Origin of the sequence: Pseudomonas sp. R3-56, from assembly GCF_051132075.1 — a bacterium.
Taxonomy (GTDB): Bacteria; Pseudomonadota; Gammaproteobacteria; order Pseudomonadales; family Pseudomonadaceae; genus Aquipseudomonas.
Genome location: NZ_CP071657.1, coordinates 5,916,060 through 5,930,170, shown reverse-complemented (window position 1 = coordinate 5,930,170; position 14,111 = coordinate 5,916,060). Strand labels below are relative to the sequence as shown.

Sequence of the window (14,111 nt, the reverse complement as noted above, 5' to 3'; positions counted from 1 at the left end):
AACTTTCCGACATACGGTCATTCCGGTTGCCATCATCCGATGCAGCGACACGTTTCGCTGTGATTCAAGACAAGAGTTTCGGGAATTTTCCAACCATGCGTTCGCACCTGTTCAAGGCTTTACCCTTCGCCCTGGCCGCCAGTTTCGTACAAGCACAAACCTTGCCGCAGGCCATGCAACAAGCATTGGATGTTCATCCGGAAATTCAGGCAGGCGTGAACAGCCGCCTGGCGGCGGACTATCAGTTGAAGGCGGCCAAGGGCGGCTACCTGCCTAGAGTGGACCTCGCAGCCGGTTACGGCCGTGAAGGCACCGACAGCGTGACGACCCGTTCGGGCAGTAATAATCATTGGGAAACCCTGAACCGCAGCGAATCGAGCCTGCGTCTGTCGCAAATGGTTTTTGACGGTTTTGCGACGTCCAGCGAAGTCGGGCGTCAACAAGCCAACGTCAGTGCCCGCGCCTATTCCTTGCTCGATGCCTCCGAGCGTACCGGGCTGACCGTCGCCCAGGTGTACCTGGACGTACTGACCCGTCGTGAGTTCGTGCGCCTGGCCGAGGAAAACCTCAAGAGTCACGAGCGCATCTTCGATCAAATCAAGCTGCGCACTTCTCGGGGCGTAGGCAGCGGCGCCGACCTGGACCAGGCCGAGGCGCGCATGGCCCAGGCCCGCAACAACCTGATCACCGAGCAGACCAACCTGGCCGATGCCGAGACCAACTACCTCAGCGCCGTCGGACAATTGCCTGACCAACTGGAGCGTCCCGCCGACTTTCTGGCGTTGCTGCCGGCCAACCTGACCGAAGCCCGTGCCCAGATGCTGGAAAACAGCCCGGTGCTGCGTTCAGCCGAAGCCGACATCGCCGCCGCCGAGAAGCAGTACGAGGCCGCCAAGTCGAGTTTCTACCCTCGCTTCGACGCGGAACTGGGCCGCACCGCCGACAACGACCTGGACGGCCAGAACGGCCACAACAACGAATGGCAGGCCATGTTGCGCATGCGCTTCAACCTGTACGCCGGTGGCAGCAACAAGGCCGACCTGGAATCCAAGTCCTACCTGTCCAACCAGGCGCTGGATATCCGCAACAACGCGCTGCGCCAGTTGAATGAAGAGCTGGGCCTGGCCTGGAACGCCCTGAACAACGCCAACGCCCAGGTGCCGATCGCCCAGCAATACGTGGATCGCAGTGCCAACGTGCGCACCGCTTACCAGAAGCAATTCAGTCTCGGCGAGCGGACCCTGCTCGACTTGCTCGACAGCGAAAACGAGCTGTTCAGCGCCTCCCGCCGTCTGGCGGAAATCAAGAACGTGCAGCTGTTCAGCCAGTACCGGATCAAGGCGACCATGGGCCAGTTGCTGAAAAGCCAAGGCGTGGTCGCGCCGTTGGCATCCGTTGTGCAGAACGACGTGAAACCCAAGGTCCAGTTGCCTGGGATGAATTAAGCCATCCATCCGTTTTTCAGCGAAAGAGTGCCGAGCGTGGAATCAGAAGTCAGTCCAGTCGAACTAGTTCACGACCCGCGCACGCTGCACGATGACCCGCTGCTGGATGGTTTGCTGGCGCTCTGCATGCTGCACCAGAAACCTGCCAGCGCGGCGATGCTGACCACCGGCCTGCCGCTGCCCAAGCAACGGTTGAGCGTCGACTTATTGTCGCGCGCGGCGGCCCGTGCCGGTCTGCAAGGCCGGGTGTTGCAACGCAAGCTTGAACAGATCCCGGCCATCGCCATGCCGGCTCTGCTGCTGCTCAAAGAAGGCCGCAGCGCCGTGCTGCTGGGCTGGGCCGGTGACGACCAGGCGCGCTTGCTGCTTAGCGAAAGCGATGGCGGAGAGGTCACCGTCAGCCGCGAGCTGCTGGCCGATGACTACAGTGGCAAGGTTTTCTTCGCCCAGCCGCAGCATAAATTTGACGTCAACCACGGCACGCTGATCCCACGGGCGCGTTCCTGGTTTCGCGACACCCTCAAACGCTCCCGCTGGTTGTACGCCGATGCCATCGCGGCCAGCCTGCTGATCAATATCATCGCCATGGCCGCGCCGCTGTTCGTGATGAACGTCTACGACCGCGTGGTGCCGAACCAGGCCGAATCAACCCTGTGGGTACTGGCGGTCGGCATTACCGGCGCCTACATTTTCGACTTGATCCTGAAGATGCTGCGCAGCCTGTGCCTGGATCTGGCAGGCAAGAAAACCGACCTGATCATTTCTGCGACGCTGTTCGAGCGCATCGTCGGCATGGCGATGAAATATCGTCCGGCGCGGGTCGGCAGCTTTGCCCAGAACATCCACGAGTTCCAGAGCCTGCGGGACTTCCTCGCCTCGCTGACCCTGACCAGCCTGATCGACTTGCCGTTCACGCTGTTGATCTTCATGGTCATCGCGATCCTGGGCGGGCACCTGGTGTGGATTCCGGTGCTGGCGTTCCCGATCGCCTTGCTGATTGGTTATGCCTTGCAGAAGCCGTTGGTAGCGACCATGGAACGAACCATGGCCCTGGGCGCCGAGCGCCAGTCCAGCCTGATCGAAACCCTCGCCGGCCTGGATGCGGTGAAGGTCAACAACGCTGAAAGCGAACGGCAGTACCAGTGGGAACAGACCATCGGCACCCTCAGTCGCCTCGAGCTGCGTGTGAAGATGCTGTCCGGCCTGGCGATGAACATCACCTTGCTGATCCAGCAACTGGCCGGGGTGATCATGATCGTCTTCGGCGTCTACCAGATCATCGCCGGCAACCTGAGCATGGGTGGGCTGATCGCCTGCTACATGCTCAGCGGCCGCGCGTTGAGTCCGTTGGCCTCGTTGTCGGGCCTGCTGACCCGCTATCAGCAAGCGCGGGTGACGATGACTTCCGTCGACCAGATGATGGAGCTGCCCCAGGAGCGCAATTTCGACGAGCGCCCGCTCAGCCGCAAAGTCCTGCAGGGCGCCATTGAATGCCGCCAGTTGAACTTCACCTATCCGAACCAGCAGAACGCCGCCCTGAAGAACATCAACCTGGTAATCAAGCCGGGCGAAAAAATCGGCATCATCGGCCGTAGCGGCTCGGGCAAAAGCTCCCTGGCAAAATTGCTGGTGGGGCTTTACCAGCCGGATGACGGCGCGTTGCTGGTGGATGGCGTGGACATTCGCCAGATCGACGTCAGCGAGCTGCGCTACAACATCGGCTACGTGCCCCAGGACATCCAGCTGCTGTCCGGAACCCTGCGCGACAACCTCACTTCAGGTGCCCGCTACGTCGAGGATGAATTGGTGCTTCAGGCCGCGGAGCTGGCAGGCGTACACGAATTCGCCCGCCTGCATCCACAAGGCTATGAACTGCAAGTCGGTGAGCGCGGGCAGAACCTGTCCGGCGGCCAGCGCCAGAACGTCGCCCTGGCTCGCGCGTTGCTGCTCAACCCGCCGATCCTGCTCCTGGACGAACCTACCAGCGCGATGGACAACACCGGTGAAGAGCGCTTGAAACAACGCCTCGCCGCCGTGGTGGAAAACAAGACCGTGTTGCTGGTGACGCACCGGGCATCCTTGCTGTCGCTGGTGGACCGCCTGCTGGTGATCGACCGCGGGCAGATTCTCGCCGACGGCCCGAAAGCCGCCGTCATGGAAGCGTTGAAGAAGGGGCAGATCAGTGTTGCTTAAATCCGGTTTCAAGGGCGCTGTGGGCCGTTACTTCAAAGGTTCCGACTCGCTGCATGGCCAACCGCTGCCCGAAGTCAACAAGGCGCTGATCGAGGACGCCCCCCGCGTGGTGCGCCTGACGATCTGGGGCATCATCGGTTTTTTTGTGTTCCTGGGGCTGTGGGCCAACTTCGCCGAGATCGACGAAGTGACCAAGGGCGACGGCAAGGCGATTCCTTCGTCCAAGATTCAGAAAATCCAGAACCTGGAAGGCGGTATCGTCGCCGAACTGTTTGTAAAGGAAGGGCAGATCGTCGACGCCGGTGCGTCGTTGATTCGCCTGGACGACACGCGGTTTGTCTCCAACGTCGGCGAAACCGAGGCGGATCGCCTGTCCATGCTGTTGCGGGTCGAGCGCCTGAGTGCCGAGGTCGATGACCGACCGCTGAATTTCCCGGCTGATGTACTCAAGGCCGTACCGGGTCAGGCTGCCAGCGAAGAATCGCTGTACATCAGCCGCCGCCAGCAGTTGCACGATGAAATCGGCGGCTTGCAGGAGCAGTTGATCCAGCGTCAGCAGGAATTGCGCGAGTTCGTCTCCAAGCAGTCGCAATACCGCTCCGGCCTGGCGCTGCAACGCCAGGAAATCAACATGTCCGAGCCGCTGGTGGCCCAGGGCGCGGTATCGCCGGTGGAAGTGCTGCGGCTCAAGCGCGCCGAGGTCGAGACCCGTGGGCAACTGGACGCGACGACGCTGGCGATTCCTCGCGCCGAGTCGGCGATCAAGGAAGTGCAGCGCAAGATCGACGAGACTCGCGGCAAGTTCCGCAGCGAGGCACTGACCCAGCTCAATGAGGCGCGCACCGACCTGAATAAGGCTCAAGCCACCGGCAAGGCCCTGGAGGACCGGGTGAGCCGTACCCTGGTGACATCGCCGGTGCGCGGCATCGTCAACAAACTGCTGGTCAACACCATCGGCGGGGTAATCCAGCCCGGTAGCGACCTGGTGGAAATCGTGCCGCTGGACGACACCATTCTGGTGGAGGCGAAGATCCGTCCCCAGGACATCGCCTTCCTGCACCCCGGCCAGGACGCCACGGTGAAATTCACCGCCTACGACTACACCATCTACGGTGGGATGAAAGCCAAGCTGGAACAGATCGGCGCCGACACCATCACTGATGAAGACAAGAAAACCACGTACTACATCATCAAGTTGCGCACCGAACGCAGCCACCTGGGCACGCCTGAAAAGCCCTTGCTGATCATCCCCGGGATGGTGGCGTCGGTGGATATCATCACCGGCAAGAAGACCGTGCTGAGCTACCTGCTCAAGCCCATCATCAAGGCCCGGGCCGAGGCGTTGCATGAGCGGTAAGCCCTGGACTCAGTGCTCGTAGCGTTTGTGGCGAGGGAGCTTGCTCCCGCTCGGCTGCGAAGCAGTCGTAAAACCAGGCAAGACGGTCAGCCTGAAAGAATGCCGGGGCCTGCTTCGCAGGCCAGCGGGAGCAAGCTCCCTCGCCACACGACCGTGTTGCCCCCACAGCTTCTGCCATATGGTTATGCATTTTCAGTATTTAAATTAACCTTCTTATACCCTTAAAGTCATCCCCCTGCGTACCTGCCGACCAATCGGCGCGCCGCACGACACAAACCGACACGGTGACCCCGTGAGTTTTTGATCGACCGCGCGCCCATTCAAGCGCGCCGTGCGTGGGAGTGATGTATGCCAGCCGTCTCTTTTTCTCCAGACTCAAATGCCGCGAACATCGCGCCGCAATCATTCGAAGTACGCCCATTCAGCGGTGCCGTAGGTGCCGAGATCGTCGGGCTGGACCTGTCGCGGCCGATCAACCATCAGGATTTCGCGCGCATCCACCGCGCGCACCTGGACTATCACGTCGTGGTGTTCCGCGAACAGCGCATCACACCCGAGCAGCACATCGCTTTCAGCCGCCGTTTTGGCGTGCTGCAAATCCATGTGCTCAAGCAATTTCTGCTGGCCGGGCATCCGGAAATTCTCATCGTCTCCAACATCATCGAGAACGGCCAGTCCATCGGTCTGGGGGACGCCGGCAAGTTCTGGCATTCGGACCTTTCCTATAAGGAACTGCCGAGCCTCGGCTCGATGCTCCACGCCCAGGAGCTGCCGAGCGAGGGCGGCGACACGCTGTTCGCCGACATGCACAAGGCCTGGGACGGTTTGCCCGAAACACTGCGTAAAGCGATCGAGGGCCGTTCGGCGGCGCATTCCTACACCGCGCGTTACAGCGAGACCAAATTCGAAGGCAACTGGCGCCCGACGCTGACGCCTGAACAGTTGGCCCAGGTCGCCGAAGTCGTGCATCCGATCGTCCGCACCCACCCGGAAACCGGGCACCAGGCGCTGTTCGTCAGCGAAGGCTTCACCACCCGCATCGTCGGCCTGCCGGAGGATGAAAGCAAAGCCATCCTGGCCGAGCTGTATGCCTACAGCGTGCTGCCCCAGAACATCTATCGCCATCAATGGCAGCCCCACGACCTGGTGTTCTGGGACAACCGCTCGCTGATCCACCTCGCCGCCGGTTGCCCTGGCCATCTGCGCCGCAAGCTGTATCGCACCACTATCCAGGGCGACGCCCCTTTCTGATCGGCTGCGCAGCGTGCAAAGAGCCCGGAGAAACACCATGTCCAAACGCATCGCTTTTGCACCGCTGGCTGCGGCTATCGGCCTGGGGTTCAGCTTGCTGGCCGGCAGCCTGGTCGCGCCGGCCAGCGCCCAGGCCGAGGGCGAGATTCGCATCGCCGAGCAGTTCGGCATCGTCTACCTGCTGCTGAACGTGGTCCGCGACCAGCAATTGATCGAGAAACACGGCAAGGAGGAGGGCATCGACATCAAGGTCGACTGGACCCAGCTGTCCGGCGGTGCGGCGGTCAACGATGCGTTGCTGTCGGGCTCCATCGATATTGCCGGGGCGGGTGTCGGGCCGTTGCTGACGGTCTGGGACCGCACCCGTGGCAAGCAGAACGTCAAGGCCGTGGCCTCCCTCGGCAACTTTCCCTATTACCTGTTGAGCAACAACCCGAACGTCAAGACCATCGCCGACTTCACCGAGAAGGACCGCATCGCGGTGCCGGCGGTGGGCGTGTCGGTGCAGTCACGTTTCCTGCAGTACGCCGCCGCGAAGCAGTGGGGCGACAAGGACTTCTATCGCCTCGACAAGTACACCCTGGCCGTCCCGCACCCGGACGCCACGGCCGCGTTGATTGCCGGCGGCACCGAGTTGAGCGGGCACTTTTCCAACCCGCCGTTCCAGGACCAGGCCCTGCAAAACCCCAACGTGCATGTGGTGCTCAATTCCTATGACGTGCTCGGGCCAAATTCGCCCACGGTGCTGTTCGCTACCGAGAAATTTCGCGATGAAAACCCAAAAACCTACAAGGCCTTCGTCGAAGCGCTGACCGAAGCGGCCGAGTTTGCTCAGAAAGACAAAGGCGCGGCGGCGGACACCTACCTGCGCGTGACCAAGGCCAAGATCGACCGGGCGACTCTGCTGAAGATCATCGAAAACCCGCAGATCGAATTTACCGTCACGCCAAAAAACACCTACCCGCTCGCCGAATTCCTCTACCGCGTCGGCGCCATCAAGAACAAGCCGGCCTCCTGGGAAGACTACTTCTTCCAGGACGCCAAACCGCTGCAGGGGAGCTGATTGTCATGAACGCGCCATTGCCAGGCCACGCGGCCAGCAACGCCACCCGCACCGACACCGCGCTGTTGTCGGTGGATAACGTCAGCCTGGAATACCGCACCCCGCAAAGAGTGGTGCGGGCCACCCATCAGGTGAGTTTCGAAGTCGATCCGGCGGACCGCTTTGTATTGCTCGGCCCGTCCGGATGCGGCAAGTCCACGTTGCTCAAGGCCATTGGTGGTTTCATATCGCCGTGCGAAGGCGAGATTCGTCTGCAAGGCCAAGCCGTCAACGCGCCGGGGCCGGACCGGATTGTGGTGTTCCAGGAGTTCGATCAACTGCCGCCGTGGAAAACCGTCAAGCAGAACGTGATGTTCGCGCTGCTGGCGTCGGGCACGCTCAAACGTCGCGAGGCCGAGGAGCGGGCGCTGCACTACCTCGATAAAGTCGGGTTGGCAGCGTTTGCCGATGCTTATCCGCATACCTTGTCTGGTGGGATGAAGGCACGCGTCGCGATTGCCCGGGCGCTGGCGATGCAACCGAAGATCCTGCTGATGGACGAGCCCTTTGCGGCGCTGGATGCGCTGACCCGCCGCAAGATGCAAGAGGAATTGCTGCTGCTCTGGGAGGAGGTGCGCTTCACGCTGTTGTTCGTTACCCATTCCATCGAGGAAGCGCTGGTGGTGGGCAATCGCATTCTGCTGCTGTCACCGCATCCGGGGCGGGTCCGGGCGGAAATCCACAGCCATCAATATGATCTGCACAGCCTTGGCGGCGTCGGGTTCCAGCACACGGCGCGGCGGATTCATTCGCTGCTGTTCGAACAAGGCCAGTCGCCGGATGCTGAACGCGAGCTGGGTTTTGCCGACATTCGTATCGCGTACTGAGGGGAGCCTTTCATGAGCCAGTTATCGCCTGCGCGCGAAGAATACGAAGTCGATCTGCAACCGCTGACCCACGTACCACTGGAGCGGGAATTGCCCCTGGGCCAGCGCCTTTGGCAGCAGGGTTGGTTGCGTAAATGTTTGATCCTGTTGGTGCTGGCGCTGGTGTGGGAGGGCGTGGCGCGTTACCAGAACAACGACCTGTTGCTGCCGAGCTTTTTGCAGACTGCCAGCGCGCTGTATGACGGTTTGCTCAGTGGCGAGTTGCTGGGCAAGGTGTGGATTTCCCTGGTGGTGCTGCTCAAGGGTTATTTGCTCGGCATCGTCCTGGCGTTTGGCTTGACCACCCTGGCGGTGTCGACGCAGTTGGGGCGTGACCTGCTCAGCACCCTGACGTCGATGTTCAACCCGTTGCCGGCCATCGCGCTGTTGCCGTTGGCGCTGTTGTGGTTCGGCTTGGGGCAGAACAGCCTGATCTTCGTGCTGGTGCATTCGGTGCTGTGGGCGCTGGCGTTGAATATGTATGCGGGGTTTCTCGGCGTATCGGAAACGCTGCGCATGGCCGGGCGCAACTACGGGCTCAAGGGCCTGCGCTTTGTGCTGTTCATCTTGATTCCGGCGGCGCTGCCGTCGATCCTCGCCGGGCTGAAAATCGGCTGGGCCTTCGCCTGGCGCACCCTGATCGCCGCCGAACTGGTATTCGGCGCCACCAGCGGCAAGGGCGGCCTGGGCTGGTACATCTTCCAGAACCGCAACGAGCTGTACACCGATAAAGTCTTTGCAGGGCTGGCGGTGGTGATCCTCATCGGGCTGCTGGTAGAGAACCTGGTATTCGACAGCCTGGAACGGGTGACGGTGAAGCGTTGGGGGATGCAAAGGTAAGCCATTCATGAGCATCCGTGGCGAGGGGGGGGGGGCTGGGCTGACGCCATCGCGAGCAAGCTCGCTCCCACAGGTTGGACGGTGTTGATCATATATTTGAGTTCGACACAAAACCCTGTGGGAGCGAGCCTGCTCGCGAAGGCGGTCTTCAATTCACCACAGGCCTTTCAACCTGACGCTTGAATTCCAGCCGTTCCATTTCCCCGCCAACTGACTCCAGGCAGTGGATTTTATTTATCGCTGCCCGGCTTGTTAGCCAAGTAAAGCCCCTTCCTTTTCCATTAGACTTGCCGCCTCCAAGCAAGCCTTCAGGACACGGAATGCCAGTCCCTCCCAGCCCCCTTCGCAAAGCCCTGGTCGTTTGGCTGTACGCTGCGGCCCTGATGCATCTGCTCGCCGGTCTTACGCTGACCTGGGCCGGTCACTCCGGCTTGCTCGATGATTACCTGAACACCATCGAGCAGGCGTTCTGGGGGGCGGACATCGTGCCGGTTACCGTCCGCACGCAACAAGTCTGGTGGCTGGCGCTGTTCGGCGCCACGTTGCAAAGCTATGCGTTATACATGCTCGCCCTGGTCCATCTCGGCGATCGCCTGAAAAGTGCCATGCCCTGGGGCTGGCTGATCGTCGGCATTCTGCTCTGGGCGCCTCAGGATATGCTGGTTTCCGCCCAGGCGCGGGTCTGGTCGCACCTGTGGTTCGACAGCTTTGCATTACTTGTTTTACTGCCGCCGCTGTTCTGGCTTTATCGCCATGATCGCCGCACCGCCCCGACCGACAACACATCGAGTGAGTCGAACCATGCCTGATTTTTCGCCGCTGGACTGGGCCATTGCCCTGCTGATTGCCCAGGCCATCCTCGGTGCGCTGGATACCCTGTATCACCACGAACTCACTGTCGCCTTGCCCTATCGCCACAGTGCGCGGCTGGAACTCTCCATCCATTCCCTGCGCTCGTGTTTCTACGGGATCCTGTTCCTGGGTATCGCGCATCTGGCCTTCGAAGGGACATGGGCGATCGTCATCGCGCTGCTGTTCGCCCTGGAGATCGGTCTGACGCTGTGGGACTTCGTGGTCGAGGACCGTAGCCGCAAACTGCCGCCCATCGAGCGCATCATGCACACCGTGCTGGCGGTCAACGGTGGGGCCTTCTTCGCGCTGTACGGCGTGCAACTGGCGCAGTGGGCGAGTCTGCCGACCGGCCTGAGCACGATCGACCTGGGCTGGCGCGGCTGGCTGCTGACGTTGTTTGCCATCGGCGTCACCGCCTCGGGCATTCGCGACGGCTTGGCCGCCTTGCGCATGCAGCGCCAGGGCAAGCCGGGTAACCCATTTGCCGGTGGTGCCTACAAGCGCGTGCTGGTCACGGGAGGCACCGGGTTTATCGGCGAGACCCTGGTCAATCAGTTGCTCGATGCCGGGCACACGGTCAGCGTGTTGGCCCGCGATCCATTGAGGGCGGCCTATCTGTTTGACGGCCGCGCCCGCTGCGTGCGTTCGCTGGGCAAGCTGGGCCATGACGAAACCTTCGATGTACTGATCAACCTGGCGGGCGCGCCGGTGGCCGGGCCGCGCTGGAGCCCGAGGCGCCAGGCGCAACTCATCGCCAGCCGGGTCGATACCACCGAAGCCTTGATGACATGGTTGAAGAACGCCCGGCACAAACCGGCGTTGTGGATTCAAGCGTCGGCCATCGGTTTTTATGGCGTGCGCGACGCCAGCGAAAGCCTCGATGAAAGCGCCAGCCAGGGCGATGGTTTCATGGCCGAACTCTGTTCGCGTTGGGAAGCCTCTGCGCGGCCCGCAACCGAGTTGGGCGTGCGACAGGTGGTGATGCGCCTGGGCGTGGTGTTCGGTCCGGGCGGTGCGTTGCTGCCGTTGCTGATTCCGTTTCGCCTGGGGTTCGGTGGACGGATGGGCGATGGTCGGCAAATCATGAGTTGGGTGCACCGCGACGACGTGATCCAGGTGATCGCCCGTGCCTTCGAGGACGAAAGCCTGAGCGGCACCTACAACCTGGTAGCGCCGGAAACGGTCAGTCAGGCTTTGTTCGCCGAACGTGTCGGCCAGGCGCTCAAGCGCCCGGTGTGGTTCCACATCCCGGCCGCGCCGGTGCGCGCCCTGGCTGGCGAGATGGCCCAGCTGTTTTTCGACGGCCAGCGCGTGGTGCCCGATCGTCTCGTTCAGGCCGGTTATACGTTCCGTTACCCCACACTCGACGCTGCCCTGCGCGACCTGGCCTGAGGACTGTCCATGAGCAAGCCGAGGATGTACCTGCTGGCCGGCAACGGTAGCGCTGCCGATTGGTGGGACGACGCGTTGCCGCACTTCAAACGCTACGACGTGGTGCCGCTGGAGCTGCCCGGTTTCGGCGACAACCCTCAGGCTCCTTGTGAAGACCTGGCGGCCTACGCACAGGCGTTGCTCGCGGCAACGGTAAAGGGCAGCGCGATCATGGCGGTCGGGGTGAACGCCTTGCTGGTGCTGCACGCCTTGCAACGCCGGCCCGGACACTTTTGCCGCAGCGTTTTGCTGGCGCCGGTGGGTGCGTTCTTGTGGCAGCGACGATTGCCGGCGCTGATGTCGCCGCTGCCGATTCGCAAGACCATTCACTGGCTGCTGGCGAACAAGCCAAGGCTGTTCGCCCACAAGTTCTCCCGCCAGCAATGGACGCCCGCGCAGTACCAGCGCATGGGTGCCGGCTATGCCCGCTGCCGGGCCTTTGTGCCGCATTGGGATCTGGTCCGCGCCGACACCGCGTTGCCGTTGCTGGAGTGGATCAGTGACCCGGTCGAACTGGTATGGGGCGATCAGGACAAGATGCTCGGCATCGCCCAGGCAGCGGCATGGTCAGCCATTCTCGCCCGCGCCGACTTGACCATCAGCTTGAAGCCCGGTTGGGGCCACTACCCGTGGATCGACTCACCGGCTGAATTCGCCGCCTGGCTGGAGTCCGGTGAGCGCGGGTTCGTCGCGCACACCAAAGGCGGCCGCTTGCGCCTGGCGGAGCTGGCCGGGCAGCCGGTGCCAGCGGCACTGTCACTCAACGATTGTCATGATCCACGCTTGCCAGGATTTTTGAGCAGCCAGCCGGATGCTGCCTGGGCCGTGCGTTCCTCCAGTTACGGGGAGGATCAGGCCGATGCGGCCAATGCGGGCTTGAGCACCACCTACTTGCGCGAGCCGACACACAATGTGCCGACACGCATTGCCGAGCTGAGCGCGGCGGGTGTCGAGGAAGTGGTGGTGCAGCGTTTCATCACCCCACGGCTGTCCGGGATCGCCTTTGTGCGTCACCTTTCGGTTGAGCTGGAATGGGTCGACGGCCATCTTGAGTCGTTGGCCGATGGCAAGGTGAGCCCTGAGCGAGCGATCATTTCCCGTCTCGGCGAGTCTTGGAACAGCGGCACATTCACGCCGGCCCTTGGCCTGACCGCCGAAGCGCTGTGGCAGTTTCTCCAGGGCGTGCTGCGGGTCTTCCACTACGTGCCCGGTGATGTCGAATGGGCCTGGGACGGCACGCAACTCTGGTTGCTGCAATACCGGCCGATCAGCGACTACGGCTGGCGCCGTCACCTGACCGCCGCCAACATCGCCGAGATCCTGCCGCCACAACCCAGCGTTCTGGTGGAGTACGCCCAGCGTCGCGCGGCGGCAAGTATTCCGGCGATCATGGCGCGTTGGGATTCACGGGTGTTGCAGGACAACGAGCCTTTCACCGCGGTGTTTGGTGGCGCCTCGTATATCAACAACGACCTGTTTCTCGCCCGGCTGGCCGACTGGGGCATCAGCGCCAGCAGCTATGCCGGCGAGGTCGGTGGGGCAACGCCGCACCTGCCTTGGCGGCCGCTGCGCCTGCTGCGGTCGCTGCCGTTGTTTTTGCGCATGCAGCGTATCGCTCGCGGGCATCTGCTTACCTTGGAAAACGGTTTGCGCCGTTTCGACCGAGAGCTGCACGAACTGACCGGACAAGGCGCTGACGGCCAGCAACTGGCCGACTGGTTTACCCGCTTCTACGTGTTCGTGGTGCAGGGCAACCTGTGCATCGCCAGCGCCTTGGCCAGCAGTGGCGGCGACTGGCTGGGACGACCGCCGACCGCCTATGACAATCTCGAACACAGCCCTCATCGCTTGCCCTGGGAAACCGATCCGGCCACGCCACGTCCGGCGCCAACGGAGCTGGCATTGCAACCCTTCCCGCAATGGCCGTTGGCGATTCGCCTGGCCCATGGCGCCGGCCTGCCAGGGCTGCGCGGCTACTACTTGCAGGTGCGCGAATGGTATCGCGACAACCTGATGCGGATCTTTTTCCGCCTGCACCACGCCATGCCGAGCGCCGACCGCGAGCGTTGGTTCGCGCCGCACCGGGACATCCGCAGCCGCGACGGCAGCTTCTGGCAGGACGGTCGTGAAGGCACCGAGCAGGCGAGCGGATTCCTGATCTACCCGGGCCAGGCCCAGGGCATCCTCGGCGAGGACATCCTGTTGGAAGACACCCTGGACCCTGGCCGCCACGCTCACTATCAAGGCGCCCGCGCCGTGATCGCGCGCATGGGCGGCCGCCTGTCCCATGGCTCGACGTTGCTGCGTGAACTGCGCAAACCTTCGGCGGTACTGCCTCAAGTAGACGTGGGATGGTTGGGGCGTGAGGTGGTGTATTGCGATGGGGAGTTGAGGCTGGTGGAGTAGGAGGGTCTAGACTGGGGAACATCAGCCAGCCATCCGTTCATGCTCAGGAGTCCCGCATGGAATCCCCAGTCCATACGCTGCCCGCGTTATTCAAACAACTCGGTCTGCCCGACGACGCCGTCAGCATCGATCAGTTCATCGCTAGCCACTCGCCGCTCAAGCCCGAGCTGCACCTGTCCGATGCGTTCTTCTGGAGCGAGGGCCAGCGGCAGTTGCTGCGCGACGAAATCCTTGAAGATGCCGACTGGGCGGTGGTGGTAGATCAACTCGACGTGCTGTTGCGCAAGGGACGGAGCGAGTGACTCGCGGTAAAAAAACTGTGGCGAACTGTGGGAGCGAGCCTGCTCGCGAAAGCGGCAGTCTGCCGC

11 protein-coding genes are annotated in these 14,111 nt (G+C 62.4%); all 11 read left to right on the top strand.

Going from position 1 to position 14,111, the window contains the following annotated elements:
- The first annotated feature begins 95 nt into the window (after positions 1–95).
- The 11 genes from J3P96_RS26890 (at position 96) to J3P96_RS26840 (ending at position 14,045) form a co-directional block, all read left to right on the top strand.
- Positions 96–1,445: a TolC family outer membrane protein gene (locus J3P96_RS26890; RefSeq protein ID WP_434654233.1), complete on the top strand. Its 1,350-nt coding sequence runs from the start codon at positions 96–98 to the stop codon at positions 1,443–1,445.
- Positions 1,446–1,481: 36 nt separating this feature from the next.
- A complete protein-coding gene (locus J3P96_RS26885; protein ID WP_305497596.1) occupies positions 1,482–3,638 on the top strand; it encodes a type I secretion system permease/ATPase in 2,157 nt (718 codons plus the stop codon).
- Positions 3,628–4,995: an HlyD family type I secretion periplasmic adaptor subunit gene (locus J3P96_RS26880; protein ID WP_434602468.1), complete on the top strand. Its 1,368-nt coding sequence runs from the start codon at positions 3,628–3,630 to the stop codon at positions 4,993–4,995. The genes J3P96_RS26885 and J3P96_RS26880 overlap by 11 nt, the downstream gene beginning before the upstream one ends.
- A 348-nt stretch (positions 4,996–5,343) precedes the next feature.
- Positions 5,344–6,246, top strand: a complete 903-nt coding sequence (locus tag J3P96_RS26875; RefSeq protein ID WP_434654231.1) for a TauD/TfdA dioxygenase family protein — start codon at positions 5,344–5,346, stop codon at positions 6,244–6,246.
- Positions 6,247–6,283: 37 nt separating this feature from the next.
- Positions 6,284–7,309 (top strand): ABC transporter substrate-binding protein, encoded by a 1,026-nt coding sequence (locus tag J3P96_RS26870; RefSeq protein ID WP_434654228.1) that lies wholly within the window; start codon positions 6,284–6,286, stop codon positions 7,307–7,309.
- 5 nt (positions 7,310–7,314) lie between these two features.
- Positions 7,315–8,175, top strand: coding sequence for an ABC transporter ATP-binding protein (locus tag J3P96_RS26865; RefSeq protein WP_434626611.1), 861 nt, complete (start codon positions 7,315–7,317; stop codon positions 8,173–8,175).
- A gap of 12 nt (positions 8,176–8,187) precedes the next feature.
- Entirely contained in the window at positions 8,188–9,054 is an 867-nt protein-coding gene (locus J3P96_RS26860; RefSeq protein WP_434626610.1) for an ABC transporter permease, read from the top strand.
- A 320-nt stretch (positions 9,055–9,374) separates the two neighbouring features.
- Positions 9,375–9,863 carry a cell division protein gene (locus J3P96_RS26855; protein ID WP_434654225.1) on the top strand — a complete coding sequence of 163 codons (489 nt, stop codon included), beginning with the start codon at positions 9,375–9,377 and terminating at the stop codon, positions 9,861–9,863.
- Positions 9,856–11,298, top strand: coding sequence for a TIGR01777 family oxidoreductase (locus J3P96_RS26850; protein ID WP_434654222.1), 1,443 nt, complete (start codon positions 9,856–9,858; stop codon positions 11,296–11,298). The genes J3P96_RS26855 and J3P96_RS26850 overlap by 8 nt, the downstream gene beginning before the upstream one ends.
- A 9-nt stretch (positions 11,299–11,307) precedes the next feature.
- Positions 11,308–13,743 (top strand): alpha/beta hydrolase, encoded by a 2,436-nt coding sequence (locus J3P96_RS26845; RefSeq protein WP_434654219.1) that lies wholly within the window; start codon positions 11,308–11,310, stop codon positions 13,741–13,743.
- 56 nt (positions 13,744–13,799) lie between these two features.
- Positions 13,800–14,045 carry a DUF2789 domain-containing protein gene (locus J3P96_RS26840; RefSeq protein ID WP_434602476.1) on the top strand — a complete coding sequence of 82 codons (246 nt, stop codon included), beginning with the start codon at positions 13,800–13,802 and terminating at the stop codon, positions 14,043–14,045.
- The last annotated feature ends 66 nt before the right edge of the window (positions 14,046–14,111 follow it).